This window comes from Actinomadura madurae (genome assembly GCF_047130825.1).
GTDB classification, from domain to species: Bacteria; Actinomycetota; Actinomycetes; order Streptosporangiales; family Streptosporangiaceae; genus Spirillospora; species Spirillospora madurae.
Genome location: NZ_CP083237.1, coordinates 10,218,706 through 10,236,700, shown reverse-complemented (window position 1 = coordinate 10,236,700; position 17,995 = coordinate 10,218,706). Strand labels below are relative to the sequence as shown.

Annotated in this window: 15 protein-coding genes; 2 read left to right on the top strand and 13 right to left on the bottom strand. The window is 70.6% G+C overall.

Annotated elements, in window-relative coordinates; translation table 11 throughout:
* The first annotated feature begins 38 nt into the window (after positions 1-38).
* Positions 39-1,118, top strand: coding sequence for a SagB/ThcOx family dehydrogenase (locus tag K8Z49_RS48030; RefSeq protein ID WP_412517214.1), 1,080 nt, complete (start codon positions 39-41; stop codon positions 1,116-1,118).
* Here K8Z49_RS48030 and K8Z49_RS48025 read toward each other — a convergent pair.
* The 12 genes from K8Z49_RS48025 to K8Z49_RS47970 are packed head-to-tail and all read right to left on the bottom strand — an operon-like array spanning position 1,108 to position 14,573.
* Positions 1,108-1,656, bottom strand: coding sequence for a cysteine dioxygenase family protein (locus K8Z49_RS48025; RefSeq protein ID WP_021594712.1), 549 nt, complete (start codon positions 1,654-1,656; stop codon positions 1,108-1,110). The two genes, K8Z49_RS48030 and K8Z49_RS48025, sit on opposite strands and share 11 nt — an antisense overlap.
* Positions 1,657-1,683: 27 nt before the next feature.
* Complete coding sequence (locus K8Z49_RS48020) at positions 1,684-2,850, bottom strand: MalY/PatB family protein (RefSeq protein WP_412517213.1); 1,167 nt, start codon at positions 2,848-2,850, stop codon at positions 1,684-1,686.
* Positions 2,843-4,522 (bottom strand): rhodanese-like domain-containing protein, encoded by a 1,680-nt coding sequence (locus K8Z49_RS48015; protein WP_412517212.1) that lies wholly within the window; start codon positions 4,520-4,522, stop codon positions 2,843-2,845. The genes K8Z49_RS48020 and K8Z49_RS48015 overlap by 8 nt, the downstream gene beginning before the upstream one ends.
* A 23-nt stretch (positions 4,523-4,545) precedes the next feature.
* Positions 4,546-6,870 carry a molybdopterin-dependent oxidoreductase gene (locus K8Z49_RS48010; protein ID WP_412517211.1) on the bottom strand — a complete coding sequence of 775 codons (2,325 nt, stop codon included), beginning with the start codon at positions 6,868-6,870 and terminating at the stop codon, positions 4,546-4,548.
* Positions 6,867-8,261 carry an amidase gene (locus K8Z49_RS48005; RefSeq protein ID WP_021594708.1) on the bottom strand — a complete coding sequence of 465 codons (1,395 nt, stop codon included), beginning with the start codon at positions 8,259-8,261 and terminating at the stop codon, positions 6,867-6,869. The genes K8Z49_RS48010 and K8Z49_RS48005 overlap by 4 nt, the downstream gene beginning before the upstream one ends.
* A complete protein-coding gene (locus K8Z49_RS48000) occupies positions 8,262-8,873 on the bottom strand; it encodes a DUF1989 domain-containing protein (protein ID WP_181663435.1) in 612 nt (203 codons plus the stop codon). It abuts the gene before it with no gap.
* Entirely contained in the window at positions 8,870-9,910 is a 1,041-nt protein-coding gene (locus K8Z49_RS47995) for a M14 family metallopeptidase (protein ID WP_412517210.1), read from the bottom strand. The genes K8Z49_RS48000 and K8Z49_RS47995 overlap by 4 nt, the downstream gene beginning before the upstream one ends.
* The gene (locus K8Z49_RS47990; RefSeq protein WP_412517209.1) at positions 9,907-10,674 is read right to left on the bottom strand and encodes an ABC transporter ATP-binding protein; all 768 of its coding nucleotides are present in this window, start codon (positions 10,672-10,674) and stop codon (positions 9,907-9,909) included. The genes K8Z49_RS47995 and K8Z49_RS47990 overlap by 4 nt, the downstream gene beginning before the upstream one ends.
* The gene (locus tag K8Z49_RS47985) at positions 10,664-11,443 is read right to left on the bottom strand and encodes an ABC transporter ATP-binding protein (protein WP_075020071.1); all 780 of its coding nucleotides are present in this window, start codon (positions 11,441-11,443) and stop codon (positions 10,664-10,666) included. Before K8Z49_RS47985 ends, K8Z49_RS47990 begins: the two co-directional genes overlap by 11 nt.
* Positions 11,440-12,504 (bottom strand): branched-chain amino acid ABC transporter permease, encoded by a 1,065-nt coding sequence (locus K8Z49_RS47980; protein WP_083597264.1) that lies wholly within the window; start codon positions 12,502-12,504, stop codon positions 11,440-11,442. The genes K8Z49_RS47985 and K8Z49_RS47980 overlap by 4 nt, the downstream gene beginning before the upstream one ends.
* Complete coding sequence (locus K8Z49_RS47975) at positions 12,501-13,376, bottom strand: branched-chain amino acid ABC transporter permease (protein WP_021594702.1); 876 nt, start codon at positions 13,374-13,376, stop codon at positions 12,501-12,503. The genes K8Z49_RS47980 and K8Z49_RS47975 overlap by 4 nt, the downstream gene beginning before the upstream one ends.
* Before the next feature lie 39 nt (positions 13,377-13,415).
* Positions 13,416-14,573, bottom strand: coding sequence for an ABC transporter substrate-binding protein (locus K8Z49_RS47970; RefSeq protein WP_024935686.1), 1,158 nt, complete (start codon positions 14,571-14,573; stop codon positions 13,416-13,418).
* Positions 14,574-14,801: 228 nt separating this feature from the next.
* Between K8Z49_RS47970 and K8Z49_RS47965 the strand changes: the two genes are divergently transcribed.
* The gene (locus tag K8Z49_RS47965; RefSeq protein ID WP_412517208.1) at positions 14,802-15,857 is read left to right on the top strand and encodes a LacI family DNA-binding transcriptional regulator; all 1,056 of its coding nucleotides are present in this window, start codon (positions 14,802-14,804) and stop codon (positions 15,855-15,857) included.
* On the opposite strand, the gene K8Z49_RS47960 is transcribed toward K8Z49_RS47965, so the two are convergent.
* Positions 15,838-17,985 carry a SpoIIE family protein phosphatase gene (locus tag K8Z49_RS47960; RefSeq protein WP_412517207.1) on the bottom strand — a complete coding sequence of 716 codons (2,148 nt, stop codon included), beginning with the start codon at positions 17,983-17,985 and terminating at the stop codon, positions 15,838-15,840. The genes K8Z49_RS47965 and K8Z49_RS47960 overlap by 20 nt on opposite strands.
* Positions 17,986-17,995 lie beyond the last annotated feature (10 nt).

The window sequence follows — 17,995 nt, the reverse complement described above, 5'->3', positions numbered from 1 at the left end:
TTGGAGCCTTCATGCGTCTTCGTCGTTCCCGTTGCCTGATGTGCTATTGGAACGACGGCCAATTCGTCCTGCATCCGTATCCCTCGGGCACGCCGGTCACGGTGCATCCGGTGGCGGCCGAGATCCTGTCGGCATTCGAGGACTGGTGCGGTGTCGAGGAGGCGGCCAAGACGCTGGACCACCTGACCCGCGAGACCATCGACGAGGCGGCCCAGGCTCTGCTCGACGCCGGGGCGCTCGTCGCCGAGGACACCCCCGAGGCTGAGCGGGACGCGCGTGTGGACCGCGACTGGGGCGCCTGGACCCCGGAGGCGTCCTTCTTCCACTACGCGGTCCAGGACGTCTACGACGACATCCCTCTCATCGACGAACCGCTGGTCGTCGAGCCGGCCGAGGTGCCCGCCGTGTTCACCGGCTTTCCGGACGCGCCGCGGCTGCCGCTCCCCCGCCGTCCCGCCGATCTTCGGGCCCCGTACGAGCAGGTCCTGTACCGGCGCCGCACGCACCGCGATTTCCTGGCCGCCCCGGTGGGCCTGGACGTGCTCGCCGCGCTCATGGCCGCCGTGTTCGGCCCCGTCGACTTCGTGGACAGCGGGCAGGGGCCGGTCTTCCGCCGGACCAGCCCCCAGGGCGGCGCCCGCCAGGAGATCGACGCGTACGTGGGCGTCCTCGACGTCTCCGGCCTCGATCCCGGCTGGTACCACTACAACGCGCTGCAGCACAGCCTGGAACTGCTCACCGAAGGGCTGACCGGGCAGGAGGCCGGGTACCTGTGCGCCGACCAGGACTGGTGCGGCGACGCGGCGTTCCTGATCGTCCTCGCCGCCCGGCTGGAGCGCATGAACGTCAAGTACCGCGCGCCGCGCACCTATCGCGCCTGCCTGCTCGACGCCGGCCACCTCGCCCAGACCTTCGCGCTGACCGCCACCGCGCTGGGTCTCGGGCCCGCCCAGACCGCGGCCTTCCGCGACTCCGCCGTCGCCGAGCGGTGCCGCCTCGACAACACCGGCCGCACCCCGCTGTACGTCCTGGCCGGCGGCATCCCCCACCCGGACCCGCGGCGCGTCCCGGCGCCGGCCACGCCCGCCACCTGGCGCGACATCACTCTCAGCAGTTGAAGTACTTTCCGCTCGCGAATTCCTGCATGTCGTCTCCGTTCAGTGACCAGCGGCGGCGGCGGAGGCCCGTCAGGTCCTTTCCGTACACGTGGATCTCCACCGTGTCGGTGTCGGTCAGGTTGTGCATCGAGTGGATGTCGTCGTCCGGGACGAGGACGGAGACGGCGCCCGCGGCGTGCCGGTGGTGGTCGACCGGGTTGAGGGTGTCGTCGCCGGCGAGTTCGTAGCGCCGCTCCTCGATGCGGTTGGAGATCAGCCCGATGGCCCCCCAGGTCTCGTGGGTGTGGGGAGGGGCGACCTCCCCGGGCGCCCACACGATCGAGCTGATCGTGAAGGTGGGCGAGCGGTGCAGGATGTACCGTCCGCGGCCGTTGTGGGCCGCTGACCGCCGGGTGAACTCGACCGGGATCGGGGCCGGCCGGGTGACGAGCTCCTGCAGGAGTTCGGAGACCGTGGTCGCCAGCGCGTCGTCGGGCATCCTGTCCTCGGCGGTGGTGAGGTCGGTCAGGTCGTGGATGAACTGTTCGAGTGCGCTCATGCGTCGTCTTCCTTCGTGGTCGTCGGGTCAGGTGACGGTGAGGGCCGCCTCCATGCGGTCCAGGGCCTCGGCGAGGATGAGGGGCGAGGTCGCGAAGTTCAGGCGTGCCCACGTCGGGCAGGAGGCGGCGAAGTCCTCGCCTGCCTGGAGGGCGAGGCGAGCGGTCTTCAGAAGGTGCTCGTGAGCCGACGCTCCGCCGGGCGGCAGCCGCGTGAAGTCCAGCCACGCGAAGTACGTGCCTTCCGGCATGTGGGCGTGGACGTGCGAAGGGCGGGCCGCCACCCAGTCGAAGACCGTACTGCGGTTCAGTTCGAGGATCTCCAGTACGCCGCCCAGCCACCCGTCCGCGTCGGTCCAGGCGGCGATCGTCGCGGCGGCGGCGACGCCCGACACCCTGCCGAGCACCCGGTCGGGGAACGTCGCGGTGAAGCGCCGCCGCAATGGCTCGGACCCGAAGTGGACGACCGCGCATCGGAGGCCGCCCAGGTTGAACGCCTTCGTGGCCGACTGGAGTGTGACGGTGGTGGCACCGGAATCCTGGGCCACGGTGGAGAAGACGGTGTGGGCGTGGGGGGCGTACACGAGGTCCGCGTGCACCTCGTCGGAGACCACGACGACTCCGTGTTCGAGCGCCACCTCGGACAGGCGCCGGAGTTCCTCGGCGGTGAACACCCGGCCGGTCGGGTTGTGGGGGTTGCAGAGCAGCATGAGCCGCACGTCGGGGCGCGCGGCCTGCCGCCTGAGCAGGTCGAAGTCGATGGCGAACCCGCCCGGTCCGTCGACCATCGGCACATCGGCGACCTTCCGGCCGCTCGCCTCGACGCTCCGGACGAACGGGGGGTAGATCGGGCTGAAGAGAATGACCCCGTCCCCGGGCTCGCTGTAGGCCATCACGGTCGCCGTGAGGCCCTGCACCAGGTCGGCGATGACGGCCGTCCGGTCGGCCCTGGCCTCCCAGCCGAAGCGGGCGCGCATGCGCGCCGCGAAGGCTTCGCCTACACCGCGGTGCTCGGCGTCGAGCGGGTAGGTGAAGGTCCCCGCTCGCGCCGTCTCCAACACGGCGCGCCTGACGGCTTCCGCGGGCTGGAAGTCCATGTCGGCGAGCCACATCGGCAGCACGTCATCGGCGTAGGTGCGCCATTTCTTGCCTCCCCGGCCGCGGAGCGTGGCCTCGGCCAGCTCCAGCTCAGTCATGGTCCCCTCCGGGAGAACCTTCGGCCTTCGCCAGCATTTCCGTTCCGAGGCGCTCCTCCCAGTCGAGGTAGCGGACCATGTCCTCGCGGTTGCGTTCGAGCAGTTTGGGACGCCGTGCGACGAGTTCCGCGTCTTCCTTGGCCTCGGCCAGCGAAACGTCCGCGCCGTCGAGTCCCTCTTCCGTCGCCCGGCCCGAGGAGATCCACCCGTTGACGCCGCCTCCGAGCACCGAGACGTTCCGGTATCCCATGTCCAGCAGCGTCCTCGCCGCCAGCGTGGAGCGGAGTTCCCGGTCGGAGGCGAGGACGAGCCGGGTCTCGGTGTCGGCCGTCGCGTGGGCGCCGATACGCCCTTCGAGGTCGCCTCGCGGAATCCACAAGGACCCGGGTATGTGGCTCAGCGCGTACTCGCTGCTGCGCCTGACGTCGAGCAGCAGGCCCGTGCCGTCGGCCAGGACGTCCGACAGTTCGCCGCCGTCGATCGTGGGGACGTCGGGTCCGGAGAAGGCGAGGTCGTCCAGGTAGGCGTTCGGATCACCCGTTTCGATGGGGCCGTCGTGTTCCGCGAGGCCGCCCGCGAGCCAGGCGACGCGGCGGTATCCGATCCGCGCCAGGAGCGCGGCTCCGATCCTGGCTCGTGTCTCGGCGCCGGAGTAGCACACGAGGAGCGCGTCGCGGACGGCGAGTTGCTCGTCCACCGCGTTGGCCAGCTGGCCCGCTGGGCAGGAGAGGGCGCCCGGGATGTGTCCTGCCTTGAATTCGTCGACCATGCGGACGTCGATGACGTAGCAGGGTTCGTGACGTTCGCGCAGTGCGGCGAGTTCGGATGCCGGGATGGACAACGCGTGTGTGCCGCGGACGAACTCGTGCGCGAACTCGGCAGATCTCGCCGATCCTCCGGTCCCGGCCTCCGAGCCGGTCCACGGCCTCTGCTCCGTTTCGAGTTCACGGCCCGACATGACCCATGCCATCGTCCCGTTGCGGAGCGCGAACACGTTGTCGAAGCCGGCCTGCCGCAGTAGATAGGCCCCGACGATGCTTCGCGTCCGGCCTGCGCAATGGACGATGATGGGCGCGGTGCGGTCGGCCCGGTCGATGCCGGCGTCGAAGACCGTGGAGACGAGCTCGCCCCCGGGAATGTTGTAGGCACCGGGGATATGGCCCTTGGCGTATTCGCTGGAAGTGCGCGCGTCGAAGATGACGGTTTCCCCTGCCTCTGCCAGGGCCGCGACCTCGTCGGGCGTGAGCTGCCGGACCTCGTCGGTCACCGAGAGCTTCTCACCGAAGGTCTTGCCGAGGACGTTGACCCCGTACACCGGCGAGCGTCCGTCCGCGGCCCATTGGTCGATGCCGCCCCCAAGGACGCGGACGTCTCGATAGCCCATTCGCAGGCAGGTGCGCGCAGCCAGGACGCTTCGATGGTTCCCGTTCGAGTAAAGGACCAGGGGGACGTCCTTCCACGGCACCATACGTTCGAGGCAGATCTCGATGAGTCCTCGTGGAAGTGGGCAGCTGCCGGGGATCTGCCCGAGTGCGTACTCCCCGCGCTCCCGGACGTCCAGCAGAGCATGGGCCTTTCCTGCGGCGCGCCAACGCTCGATCTCGTCGTAATCGATGAAGGCGACATCGGTGAAGGCGGCATCAGCAAAGACGTCATGGTCTTCGGCGGTCATCTACGGCTCCTGTCTTCCACGTATCAAGGGCAGCTGTCGAAGGTCCGGGGTGAAGGGGATGGTCCGGCACCGCGCGGGGGCGCGTGAGCCGGCACGGACGGTGCAGGCCCTTTATGAAGGCGTACTTCGACGCTCACCAGCTGACCGGTGCATCCCTGGGCGAGCCGCGACGTGCCGCGGTCGGCGGTCAGGGTGTTCACGTTCCCGTGCCCGCAGGGCGAGTCGACGTCTGAGGGGTCCAAGGGGGCGTACCACGCGCCGGTGGAGAGCTGGACGCACCCCTTCTTGATGTCGGGCGTGAGGACCGCGCCCGCCAGGCAGCTTCCCTGCGCGCTGGTGATGACGACGACGCATCCGGGCGTGATCTCCCGCCGGGCCGCGTCCTCGGGGTGGATCAGCACGGGCTCGCGCCCTCCGACCTTGGTCTCCTGGCTGGCGGGGCCCATGTCCAGCTGGCTGTGCAGCCGGTGTGCGGGCTGGGACGCCAGCAGGGTGAGCGGGTACTGCTCGCTCGGTCCGGCGTCCGGCGGGAGCCAGGTCGGGTGGCCCGGGCAGTCGTCGTAGCCGAACGAACGGATCGTTTCGGAGCAGAGTTCGATGCGCCCGCTGGGCGTGTTCAGCCGGAAGGTCTCCGGGTCACGCGCGAAGTCGCGCAACATGATCTGGTCGTCCGGGACATCCGGCAACTCGGTGTGGCCCGCGCTCCAGAACTCCTCGAAGGGCGGCGGGGCCGCCCCCTGACCGGTGACCTCGCCGCGCCAGCGCTCGTAGATCCGGCGCAGCCAGTCACGTTCCAGGGCGTCCTCGGTGAACGCGGATCCGACGCCCATCGCCGCCGCCAGCTCGCTGAAGGTCTCGTAGTCCGTCCTCGCGTCGCCGGGCGGGTCGCACGCCTGATGCATGGCGATGAGGCACGGGTCGTTCCGCGAGGCGCCGATGTCCGACCGTTCGAAGGACGTCGCGCTCGGGACGACGATGTCCGCGTGCCCGGCCATCGCGGTCCAGAACGGTTCGTGGACGACGACCGTGTCCGGCATCGCCAGCGCCCGGCGGAGCCGCCCGATGTGCTGATGGTGATGGAACGGGTTGCCGCCGCACCAGTAGACGAGCCGTGCGTCCGGATAGCGGTGGACGCCTCCGTTGTATTCGAAGCGGGCTCCCGGATTGAGGAGCATGTCGGCGACTCTCGCGACGGGAATGAACGCGTCGACGGGATTGCGCCCCTGCGGAAGCGTGGGGAGGGGGTTGCGCCGCTGGGGAAGCCCCACGTCGCCCATGGATCCGTAGCCGTGCCCGAAACCGCCCCCGGGCAGGCCGATCTGGCCGAGGACGGCGGCCAGCGCGATCGCCGTCCACGGCGGCTGTTCCCCGTACCGGGCGCGCTGGAGTGACCAGGTGACCGACACGAAGGTCCGGTTCGCCGCCATCCGCAAGGCCAGCGCGTGGATGTCGGCGGCCGCGACACCGGTGATCCCCTCGGCCCATTCCGGGGTCTTCGGGACTCCGTCCTCCAGCCCGAGCAGGTACGCCTCCAGCCGGTCGTAGCCGGCGCAGCGCGTGCGGAGGAACTCGATGTCGTGCAGGTGGCCTGTGACCAGGACCCAGGCGAGGGCCAGCATCATCGCGACGTCGGTGCCGGGATTGATCGGACACCAGTGGACGTCGGCTCCCTCCGGGCAGTCGGCCCGCGAGGGGCTCACGGCGACGACGGTCGTGCCGCCGTCGATGATCCGGCGCAGGGCGGCCGCGCCCCGGTGCCGGGTGATCCCTCCGGGAGCCACCTGCATGTTCTTGGCCGGCAGCCCGCCGAAGGCGACGATCAGGGTGGTGTGCTCGGCGAGCACCGTCCAGCCGGTCAGGCCGTGGATCGCGTCCACGTCGGGACCGAGCACGTGGGGAAGGATCACGCTGGACGCGCCCGTGCTGTAGGTGTTGACCGAGCGCGCGTAGCCGCCGACGGTGTTGAGGAATCGGTGCACCTGGCTCTGCGGGTGGTGGAACCGGCCCGCGCTGCCCCACCCGTAGGAGCCGCCGAAGATCGCGGCGTTCCCGTGCAGATCGATGACGCGCTCCAGCTCGGCCGCCAGAAGCGCGGTGAGTTCGGGCCACTCCACGCGGACGAACTCGTCGTGCCCGCGCGCCCTGCTGGGACCGGCTCCGTTCTCCAGCCACCCGCGCCGCACCATCGGGTGGCGGATCCTCGCGGGGTGCCCGTTGGCGGGCGCCATGTTGCGCAGTAGAGAAGAAGGGGCCGGATCGAGTTCGTGCGGGTCGACGGTGAGTCCACCGTCGCCCATCCGGGTGCGGAGCGGGCCCCAGTGGGAGCTGGTCGGTCGGCTCGTGCTCATGTGACCGGCGCCTTCGGCGGCGGCCGGAGGCCGTGCCATCCGGTCGCGTCCTGCACCGTCATGGCGAGGGCGAGGACGTCCCGGTCCCTGCCGAGACCGGCCGCCATCTGGAGTCCCACGGGCAGCCCGTCGGACGCCGTTCCGCACGGAATGGAGACCGCCGGCTGGCCGGTGACGTTGAAGCAGTAGGTGTTGGCGAGCAGCGCGGCCTGGGCCGCCGGCGCCTGGTCGGGGCCGCAGTCGGCGATCCTCGGGGCGGTGACGGGGACCGTCGGGCCGATCACGGCGTCGAAGGGGCGCTGGGCGGCGAGCATCTCCGAGGCGAGCCGCCGCCTCTCCCGCTTGGCCGTCCGGTAACGGGCACCCGGCACCTCCAGGCCCGCCTCCAGCCGCGCCCTGACGTCGTCCCCGTAGTCCCCGGGACGATCGCGGAGCCAGCGACGGTGCACCTGCGCCGCCTCGAACGCCACCACGGTGGCGGTGACGGCGCGGGCCTCCTCCTCGTGGTGCAACTCGACCCAGTCGACGGTGGCGCCGAGCGCTTCGAACGTCTTGAGAGCGGAGTGGACCACCTCGTACACCTCCTGGGAGGCCGCCGCGAGATGCGACCTGACGATTCCGAGGTGCAGCCCCCGCAGCGAATCCCGCCGCCCAGGATCTCCCTGGTCGGAGCCGTCGTCCGGCGGCACGCCCTCCGCGAGCAGACTCCGCAGGACGCGGGTGCACCCGGCCGCCGTACGGCTGAACACGCCGACGGTGTCGCAGGACGGGCTGAGCGGGAACACCTTCGTCGTCGGGACGAGGCCCAGGCTGGGTTTGAAGCCGGTCACGCCCGTCAGGGCGGCGGGGATGCGCACCGACCCCCCGGTGTCCGTCCCGAGCGAGGCGCCGCACGCGCCGACGGCGACCGAGACGGCGCTGCCACCGCTCGATCCGCCGCTCACGCGCCGCGGATCCCACGGGTTCGACGTGGTGCGCGCCTTGGTGTTGACGTTGGTGGCGCCGTAGGCGAACTCGTGCATGTTGGTCTTGCCGACGTGCAGCGCTCCGGCGGACGCCAGCCGCCGCCAGCACTCGGCATCGGCCGGGGCCTTCTCGCTGAACCACGAGGAGCCGGCCGTGGTCGGCAGCCCCGCGACGTCGATGTTGTCCTTGACGCTCACCCCGACGGCGGCCAGCGGGCCGGGCGACCCGCGCAGGAGATCCTCCTCCGCGCGCCGCGCGTCCGCGTGGAGGCGCTCCGCGCTGACCGTCGCGAACGCGCCCGTCGCCGGCTCCCAGCGTTCGATCGCGGCGAGATGGCTCGCGGCGACCTCCGCGGGAGAGGCGTCCCGCCGGAGGACGGCGGCCTGTGTCTCCTCCAGGGTGAGATCGGACAGCGATGTGGACATCTACCCCGCCTCGTCCGGATCGAGGACGGCGACGCTGATGGAGCGCGGGGCGCCGCCGTTGATCGGCATGATGTCCATGGGGCACACGGAGAGGTGCGCGACGAGGTCCCGGTGAGCCCGCAGGCGGACGGAGGAACCGGCGGGCGCCGGCGATTCCAGGAAGGTGAGCCGCCCTTCGGCGTCGATCGGCGAGTTCTGGAACAGGTTCAGCGGATCGGGGAGCACCTCCAGGTCCTCGTGCCCCTCGGCCCGCAGCGCGGACCGCAGGTTGTCGGCGCAGTTGCGGTGCTCCGGTGCACCGAGCTGCCGGTAGCGCCACCGGTCGCAGGGCGGCATCGTCATGTCGTGGATGCCCGGTGACGAATCGGCGACCAGGGTGATCAGAGGTTCGCGGCGCCTGGTGACGAAGGTGCTTCCCACCGCAGGCCGGATCGTGCGCAGGGAGGCGCGCGAGTGGCTCATGGACGCGAACTCGGCCGGGTCGCCGGCCGCGAAGAACCACGCGTCGACGACCTGGCCGCCGAACGTGTTGACCACCTCGATCGTCTGGCCCGACGCGACACGGAAGGTCCCGACGTCGCCGGCTCCGACCGTCGTGGGACGCCCGGTCACGGCGCCTCCCGCAACGGCGCGGTCAGGTCGACGTCGTCCCATTCGGTGGCGACGAAGCCCACGCGGTCGCCGGAGTGGACGATGGGATCGCGCCGGACGCCGATCACGAGAGCGGGAGAGGGCAGCGAGAGCGCCTCCACGACGTCCCCGTACACGTTGCGGATCTCACCGAGCGGCCGTCCCGCGGGCACCACGTCACCGGGCTTGGCGAGGGCGCTGAAGAAGCCACCCTCGGCCGAGGTGACATGGGTCCGCCGTGTCGCCCTGCAGATCGAGGCGGGGCGGTCGACCGGCGCTTCCGGCGGCACGGCCGTCCCCGTCACCGCGGCGAGCCGGAGGAGGCCGCGCACCGCCTTGCCGACGGCCAGGCGGTCGTGCCGGCCCCCCGCGCCCGCCTCCAGCATGAACGCCGGCTTGCCGAGCTCCATCATCTGGTAGTCCAGCGCGCCCTCGATCCGGCCGGGCAGCTCGCCCTGGCCGGACACGTCCATCCGGCAGGCGACGCGCAGCTCGAACAGGGCGAGCAGGGAAAGCAGGTCGCGTTCCTCGCCTGCCTTCGGATGGAGTTTGTAGACGCCGTAGTTGCAGGCGTCGAGGAACGGGCCCATCGTGTGGATGTTGACGGCGGTGTCGGCGAGCGGCGACAGCTCGGCGAAGAGACGGTGGGCCAGCCGCTGCGTGCCGAGGAAGTCGGCCCGCCCGGGAAAGCTCTGGTCGAGGTCCGTCCCGTCGAACGGGGAGTGCTTGCGCCGATGGTCGAAGGCCAGCGGATTGGCGACGGGCGTCACGATGACATCGCCGCTCAGCGGGCGGCCCGAGACGGACCGGAAGAACTCCGTCGCCACGATGGGCGCCTGGGACTCGTCGCCGTGCACCGCGGCGTTCACCCACAGGCACGGGCCGTCGCCCGTGCCGCGGGCGATCAGGTAGGGGATGCCGACCGCGTTGCCGCTCGCCAGGCGGCCGGCGTCCATCAGCCCTCGGCCGACGTCTCCGGGAGCCATGCGGGCGAGGTGGTCGGCCACCGTTGAGTTCATCGGGGGTCTCCTCCGGATCTCGAGCGGGAGTCGGCGGCGCCGGGCCGTCCGCCGAGGAAGACGTTCTTCATCTCGGGGTCGTTGAGGATCTCGTCGGCGGGTCCGTCCCGGTGGATCCGGCCGTCCGTCATGACGACGGCGACGTCCGACGCGGCCAGGCCCTCGATCACGTTCTGCTCGACCATGACGACGGACACGCCGCCCGCGGCGATCTCCTGGAGCTTGTCGAAGACCTGGCGGCGGGCCTTCGGGGAGAGCCCGAGCGACGGCTCGTCGATGAGGAGCGCCTTCGGGCGCACCACCATCGCCATGGCGATCTCCAGGAGCTGCTGCTGGCCGCCGCTGAGGTTCCCGGCCGCGCGCGCCCGGGAGGCGGCCAGCGCGGGGAACTCCTCCAGCGCCGCCGTGATCGCGGCCGGGCGCTCGTCGCGGGGCAGTGTGTAGGCCCCGAGCCGGAGGTTCTCCAGGACGGTCATCTGCGGGAAGTTGCAGCGGCCCTGCGGAACCAGGCTGATGCCCGCCTTCAGGCGTTTCCAGGCCGGCATCCGGCGGACCTCGACGTCGCCGATCCGGACGGAGCCCGTGCACCAGCGGGTCAGACCGTAGATGCCGTTCAGAAGGGACGACTTGCCGGCACCGTTCGGGCCGACGATGGTCGTGATGCTGCTGTCCGCGAAGCCATGGGTGAGATCGTTGACGATCGGGACGTCCGCCAGGTAGCCCGCGGAGAAGGCGGAGACGCGCAGCCTCGGCTCAGTCCTCATCGTGGTCCGCCTTCCTGCCGAGGAACGCCTCGTACACGGCGGGGTCGTCCCGGATCACCGACGGCGGACCCTCCGCGAGCTTCCGGCCGGCGTCCAGGACGACGACCGAGGAGCAGCAGGTCGTGATGAACTCGACGTTGTGCTCGATGATCAGGAAGGTCTGCCCGTCCTCGTTGGCCTGGAGGACGGCATCGCGGATCAGGTCGATCACGCGCGGGTTCACGCCCGCCAGGGGTTCGTCCAGCATCGCGATCCGCGGCTGCGCCCCCAGGACCGAAGCCAGCGTGAGCAGCTTCTTCTGGCCGTAGGAGAGGATCCCCGCCGGTGCGGCCCGGAGCCGTTCGAGACCGAACAGGGTCAGCCAGGCCATCGCGCGGTCCAGGTCGGCGCGCCCCCGCCGGCCGCGGCGGGACCGCTTCGCCCCCGTCAGCCCGCGAAGCGCGAGCTCGATGTGCTCGTCCAGGGTGAGCTCGTCGTACAGCCGCACGGTCTGGAAGGTCCGTGCCAGGCCCGACCTGGCGATGGTGTGGGGCGCCTTGCCGAAGATGGACCGCCCGTCCAGCGTGATCCGGCCCGAGTCCGGGCGGACGAACCCGGTCATGCAGTCCAGAGCCGTCGACTTGCCCGATCCGTTCGGGCCGATGAGCCCGAGAATCGTGCCCACGGTGAGGGTGAAGTCGACGTCCTGCAGCGCGGCGACGCCCATGAAGGATTTTCCGAGGCCGGCCACCTGAAGCGCGGCGGGCGCCTTTCCCTGAGAAGCGTTCATCGGTGCCCCTCGACTCTCATGGCGCGCAGGCGCCTGTTCACCGCCCGCGTTCGGAGGAGCCCTCCGGCGCCCTGCGGGGCGAACAGGAGTCCCGCGACCAGGATCACGCCGTAGATCACCAGGCGGGCCTCGTCGGCCATGCGGAGGAACTCGGGAAGGGCCGAGAACACCACGGCGCTGTAGACGACGGGCCAGAAGGTGCCCGCACCGCCGAGGATGACGATGATGAGCATGACCTGCATCAGGTAGAAGTCGAAGATCGACGGGTCGATCGCCGTGAGCCGGAAGACGTGCAGCGCCCCGGTGAGCCCGGTCACGAACGCGCAGAGGGTGAAGACGGCGAGCTTGTAGGTGTTCGTCGCGTAGCCCTGCGCCTTCGTCAGCGGCTCGTTGTCGCGGATGGCGATCATCACGGTGCCCGCGGACGACCTGACCAGCCGGAGCATGACCCACAGCGCGCACACCGTGAATCCGGCGAGGAGGACGTAGTAGTGGCGCGGGGTCTCGGCCACCAGGTGGACCGAGCCGAGCGACAGTTCCGGGGCGGGCAGCCCGAAGATGCCCTGCCTGCCGCCGGTCACCCCGGTCCATTCCGCCGCGACCAGCGCGCAGAGCAACGAGAAGCTGAGCGTGATGATGGCGAACGCTTCCTGGGACAGGCGCACCGTCACGACGCCGATCACGGCGGCGACCGCCGCCGCGACCACGCCCGCGGAGAGGAAGGCGAAGGGCTGCCAGACACCGGTATGGCTCACGAGCCAGCTGCTCGTGTAGCCGCCGATGCCGACGAAGGCGACCTGCGCGAAGGAGAGCATCCCCACGTAGCCGTAGAGGAGGTTGAAGGCCGTGCCCAGCACCATGAAGGTCAGCGCGAGGCTGGCGACGTCGATGTAGTAGTCGTTGGCGATCACGGCGGGCAGCACCGCGATCATCGCGGCCAGCAGGAGCAGCGGGTGACGTTGGATCGTTCCCATCAGCCGGCCCGCCGGGGACGGTGCCCGCCCCTCGGTCACCCCGCCGGTCTCGGTGGCGCGGTCGTGCGCGCTCATGGCCGCGGTCACACCCGCACCTCCTTGGAGAACAGCCCCTGCGGCCGCACCAGCATGATCACGATCATGAACAGGAAGACGCTGACGCTCTGCGTCATCGCCGACCCGTAGCCGCCGGCGAAGCTCTCCAGGACGCCGACGCCGAAGGCGACGATCACGGCGCCGGGCACGCTGCCCAGGCCGCCGATGACGACGATGGCGAACACCTTGAAGACGATCGTGATGCCCATCTGCGGGCTGACGGTGAACACCGGGGCGAGGGTCGCGCCGGCGAGGCCGGCGAGGCCCACTCCCAGCGCCATCGCGAGCCGGCCGATCCTGGTCGGCGAGATGCCGACGACCAGTGCCGCCGTCGGGTTCTGGGAGACGCCGCGCATGGCCCGGCCCACCTGCGTCCGGTTGAGGAACAGGTAGAGCGCGCCGAGGGCGACGACGGCGACCACGACGATGAGCGCCCGGCCCGCCGGGACCATCACCTCCCCCAGCATGACGTGCCCCTGCGGCCTCGCGTCCTCGGCGAGCTGCCGCGGCCCGGCCCCCCACAGCATGATCGATCCGTTCTGGATGATCATGGCGAGGCCCAGGGTGAGCAGCAGGGTCCGGGAGAACGCGCCATCGGGGGGAAGGCGCCGCAGCAGGCCCTCGTGCAGGACGGTGCCCAGCGCCGCCATGATCCCGGCGCTCAGCAGGAGACCGGCCCAGTACCCTCCGTGCGGGATCAGGAAGTAGGCGGCGAACGCGCCGAGCATGTACAGGGCGCCATGGGCGAAGTTCACGACATTGAGAACGCCGAAGATGACGGCCAGACCCGCGGCGAGCAGTGCATAGCTGGACCCCAGAATCACCCCGTTGACCAGCAGTTCGAATATGTAGGTCGTATCCACGGGTGGTTACCTCCAACTCCGACCGGCGAAGCGGCCGGATCAGGTGGTGACGTCGGACTCGATGAAGACCTCGCCTTTCTTCAGCTGCAGGATGAACGCCTTGTCGTGCGCCTGGTTGTGGTCATCGAACTTGACCGTGCCGCCGGTCAGCGAAGTCATGTCGGTCGTGACGAGGGCCTTCTGGATGTCGACGGGATCCGAGCTCTTCGCCCGCCGGACGGCGTCCGCGATGACCATCACGGCGTTGTAGCCCTCGAAGGACTCGTAGGTCGGCGCGGTCTTGTGGCGGCTCTGGTAGAGCCTGGTGAACTTCGCGTTCTCCGGCGTGTCGATGAGGGAGCTGTAGGGATAGACGCTGGACGATCCGGCGAACTGCTCCTTCTTGAGGATCTCCAGGTTCTGTCCCTCGAACTCGACCCGTCCGGTCATGGGCAGGCGCAGGCCCGCTCCGGCCGCCTGCCGCAGGAATCCGAGATGGTCGGCGCCCGAGACGTACAGCGCGACGCCCTCGGTCCCGTTGTTGCGGTACTTGCTGATCTGCGTCGAGAAGTCGGCGGTTCCCTGGGCGACGTAGTCGATACCGGTCACCCCGAGGCCCTTCTGCCTGAGCGCCGCGTCGAACGCCTTCGCGCCGGTACGGCCGTAGGTGCTGTCCTCGGCCAGGATCGCCAGCTTCCGGATCTTGCCGGCCGATGCCAGGTGGGTGGCCAGCGCGCCGGCCAGCGTCGCGTCGGACGGGTTGATCCGGAACGTGAACTCGTTGCCGCCCTTGCCCGAGGCGGTGGTGATGTCGGGTGACGTGGACGTCGAGACGATGAAGGGCACCCGGTGGCGTTTCGCCAGCGGCATGGCGGAGAGCGTGACCCCGCTGCAGAGCGCACCGATCACCGTGGACACCCGCTGCTTCGTGATGAGCTTGGTGAGCGAGCTCGCGCCGTCGGTCGGGTTGCACGCGTTGTCCTCGGCGGCGAGCGAGAGCTTCCGCCCTCCGAGGACGCCGCCCTCGTCGTTGACCTGGTCGATGGCGAGCTCGACTCCCCTGCGCTCGTTCTCGCCGAGCGACGCGGCGGACCCCGACAGCGGGGTCGAGAGCCCGATCTTGATCGGTCCCGACCCGTCGCTCCCGGCGGCGCTGCCGCACCCGGCGGCCGCGATTATCAGGGCGGCGGACATCGCGAGCGTTCCCGTACACCTCATCTATGCCTCCAGTCGTTCGGGCATCGCCCTCACGGCACCCGCCGCATGACCGCGGATGAGTTAACGGGACCTGCCCACCCTTCAGCCGCCGCAGCGTTCCCCCGGCATCTCCGGAAGGACGTATCTGCAATCGACTGCACATAGGTACAATCGACTGCAGGAAGCTGCTTTGTCAAGAGGTGCACCGGGCGTTCCCGCCGGTTGACCCGCATCGCAAGGAGGCGACAGGTGACCAACGAGCCGACGGGACAGGGGCAGCGGACGCCGACGCACAAGCTGATCGCGCAGGAGGCCGGCGTCCATCCCTCCACGGTCTCCAGGATCCTGCGCCGGCCGCCCGGCCCGCGGAGGGCCGACTTCGCGGAGACGGAGGCGCGCGTACGGGAGATCGCCAAACGCCTCGGCTACCGGCCGGATCTCACCGCGGCCAGCCTCCGGACCAAGCGCAGCCGGGTCATCGGCGTCCTGATGCCGCGGCTCCACGACGTGGTGCTCGCGGCGATCCTCAGCGGGATCGACGCCGAGGCCTTCGAGCTCGGCTACCAGACGATCGTCACCAACACCCACGGCGTGCCGCGCCGGCGGCTGGAGCGCGTGGAGATGCTGCTCAGCCGCAAGGTGGACGGCCTGGTCATCGGCGACGCCACCCTGGACGACAGGACTTACCAGGAGCTGAGCCGCTCCGAGATCCAGCAGGTCCTCGTCAACCACCGCCAGGCCGGGCACGTGTCGGTGACCGGCAACGACCGGCTCGGGGGACGGCTGGTGGGCGAGCATCTCCTGGAGCGCGGGCACCGGGACATCGGCATCATCGCCGGACCGCGCTACCCCGTCGCCCTCGACCGCGTCCAGGGCTGTGTCGAGGCGTTCGAGCGAGCGGGCATCACCGTCGGGGAGGCTCAGATCGTGCACACGGACTTCGATCCGGAGGGAGGCAGGCAAGCGGCCGGGCAACTGCTCGAACTCCCCCGCTGGCCGTCGGCGATCTTCGCGGTGAACGACTCGGCCGCCATAGGAGCCATGGGGACGCTGAGGGACCACGGGCTGACCGTGGGGCGCGACCTGGCGCTGGTCGGCTACAACGACATCGCCATCGCCCGGGACCTGCCCATTTCGCTCTCCAGCGTCCGCACGCCGTTGCGGGAGATGGGCGAGACGGCGGCCCGCCTGCTCGTCGCCAAGCTGGAGGGGGACACCGGCGAATCCGTCATGCTCGATCCCGAGCTGGTGGTCCGCCAGTCAAGCGCCACCGAGCTTTCGGCCCTCACTGGACGAGCTGGATGAGCAGGAGTGCGATGTCGTCGTACCGCCGGGCGGACGTGGGGGCGTTCTTCAGGAGGGTGTCGGCGACCTCGTCCATGGTCTGGTCGGTCGCCGAGGCGAGCCGGCCGGCCAGTTCGGTCGTCGTGTCGTCGATGTCGGTACCGGGGACCTCGACCAGGCCGTCGGTGTAGAGGGCGAGAACGGTACCGGGCGCCAGAGGGATCTCCTCGGTGGAGTAGCCGGCATCGGGGTCGATGCCGAGCAGGAGCCCGGGTGACAGGGAAAGCGCTTCGGCCTTCCCGTCCGGACGGCGGATCAGGGGTGGCGGATGACCCGCGGTCGCGAACTGGGCACTCCGGCTTCCCAGATCGAGCCGGGCGATCAGGCAACTGGTGAACAGCCCGGAATCCAGGTCGAACAGGAGCCGGTTGGTGCGGGCGAGGATGTCGCCCGGCGGTGCGCCGATGGTGGCGTGGGCATGGACACCGGTGCGGACCTGGCCCATGAGGGCGGCCGCGGTGGTGTGGTGCCCCTGGACGTCGCCGATCGTGGCGACGGCGGTCGTCCGGTCGATGCGGATGAGGTCGTAGAAGTCTCCGCCGATGTCCAGGCCGTGGCCGGCGGGCCGGTAGCGGGCGGCCAGGTCCAGGCCGTCGATGCGGGGCAGGCTGCGCGGCAGCAGCACCGCCTGCAGGGCGTGGGCCAGCTGATGCTTGGTGTCGTAGAGGCGGGCGCGGTCCAGCGCCTGGGCGATGAGCCCGGCCATCGACATCAGGATGGCGCGCTCCGCCCGCGAATGGTCGCGCGGTCGCTCGTAGGTGAGGATGAGGGAGCCGATGATGCGGTCAGAGGCGATCAGGGGCAGGAAGGCTCGCGCGTCCGTGCCTTCCACGTGGATGGCCTCGGGGTAGGCGCGCCTCAGCTCGGCGAAGCTGGAGAAGAAGCCGGGTTTGCCGGACGCCAGCGTCTGCGCGGCAGGGACGTCGGAGGTCAGCGGCGTCCCGTCCAGTTGTTCCATGAGTTCGGCGATGCGTCCGCGGTGGCCGATGACGCGGAGCCTGCCCCCCTCCGCCGTCATCAGCACCATGCCGCTGGGGCCGAAGGCGGGCACGATCTGGTCGGCGGCGAGGTCGACGACATCGCTCAGCCCCGCCGCCTCGGTGAGGGCGGCCGCCAGATGCATCAGCTGGTAGATCACCGACACCCCGGTCAGCTCCGGGCTGACCGGCGGCCTGCGCCGCATGGGTTCCCGGCCACCGGAGGTCCCTGTACCGGCGGGGACGATCTGGATGCTGATTCCGGACGTGTCGGGGTGAAGATGGAAGGTCAGCCGGGTGTCCGGCGGGCGCACCACGGAGAAGGACGAGGGTTGGCGGCTCATCACGGCGGCCCGGTAGTGGTCCTCGAAGAGGGTGGGATCGCCGAGCCACGGCATCGCCTCCCATGGGCGGGCGCCCATCAGATCCGCGACGTCGACGCCGAACATGTCGATCGCGGCGGAATTGACGAAGACGATCCGGCCGTCGACATCGAGGGCGCAGCAGCCCGTCGGGAGGCGTTCGGTGAACCTGACCGCCGCCTGCGCCTCGTCGGCCGCCGGCGGGCGGGCGAGGGCGGGCCGAGGGGGCGGGAGGATGCGGGGCCTGTCCGGGTAGTGCATCAGTCCCCCGCCGGAGTCGCGCCCCAGGAGGAGGCTCGCGCGCCGGCGGAAATCCGTGATCGCCTCGCGCTCGTGAGAACTCGGCTCCGGCGGCCGCGAGACCGGCCAGACCAGCACCAGGCTCCCCACCGCATCGGCGTCGTCGGCGATCGGCACCACCGCGAGGGCGTAGTCATAGGGCAGCGTGAGCGCCAGCCGGGGGTAGCGGCGCGCGATCTCCTCGCGGCCCCTCAGCCACAGGAAACGCCCCTGGCGAGCGGCATCGGAAACCGGGTTCGCGTCGTCCAGGGCGACCCGCTCCCACGGGGCGGCGATCTGCTGGGAGGCGCCGCAGAGCACCGCCAGCCTCAGCGCCCGCTCCCCCGCGGGCCGCAGGAACAGCGCGCCGATCGAAGCGTCGACCTCCAGCATCAGCTCGACCAGCGCCGTCTCGAGCCGCTTGATGCCGGTGTCAGGAGCGGCGCTCGCACGGGAGCGTCGCGATCCCATGGTCTCCACC

Coding starts and splice junctions, on each gene's coding strand:
- K8Z49_RS48015 (WP_412517212.1), bottom strand. CDS start 4,522: ATGACCGCCGAAGACCATGACGTCTTTGCTGATGCCGCCTTCACCGAT.
- K8Z49_RS48005 (WP_021594708.1), bottom strand. CDS start 8,261: ATGTCCACATCGCTGTCCGATCTCACCCTGGAGGAGACACAGGCCGCC.
- K8Z49_RS47970 (WP_024935686.1), bottom strand. CDS start 14,573: ATGAGGTGTACGGGAACGCTCGCGATGTCCGCCGCCCTGATAATCGCG.
- K8Z49_RS48010 (WP_412517211.1), bottom strand. CDS start 6,870: ATGAGCACGAGCCGACCGACCAGCTCCCACTGGGGCCCGCTCCGCACC.
- K8Z49_RS47985 (WP_075020071.1), bottom strand. CDS start 11,443: ATGAACGCTTCTCAGGGAAAGGCGCCCGCCGCGCTTCAGGTGGCCGGC.
- K8Z49_RS48020 (WP_412517213.1), bottom strand. CDS start 2,850: ATGACTGAGCTGGAGCTGGCCGAGGCCACGCTCCGCGGCCGGGGAGGC.
- K8Z49_RS48025 (WP_021594712.1), bottom strand. CDS start 1,656: ATGAGCGCACTCGAACAGTTCATCCACGACCTGACCGACCTCACCACC.
- K8Z49_RS47995 (WP_412517210.1), bottom strand. CDS start 9,910: ATGAACTCAACGGTGGCCGACCACCTCGCCCGCATGGCTCCCGGAGAC.
- K8Z49_RS48030 (WP_412517214.1), top strand. CDS start 39: ATGTGCTATTGGAACGACGGCCAATTCGTCCTGCATCCGTATCCCTCG.
- K8Z49_RS47960 (WP_412517207.1), bottom strand. CDS start 17,985: ATGGGATCGCGACGCTCCCGTGCGAGCGCCGCTCCTGACACCGGCATC.
- K8Z49_RS47990 (WP_412517209.1), bottom strand. CDS start 10,674: ATGAGGACTGAGCCGAGGCTGCGCGTCTCCGCCTTCTCCGCGGGCTAC.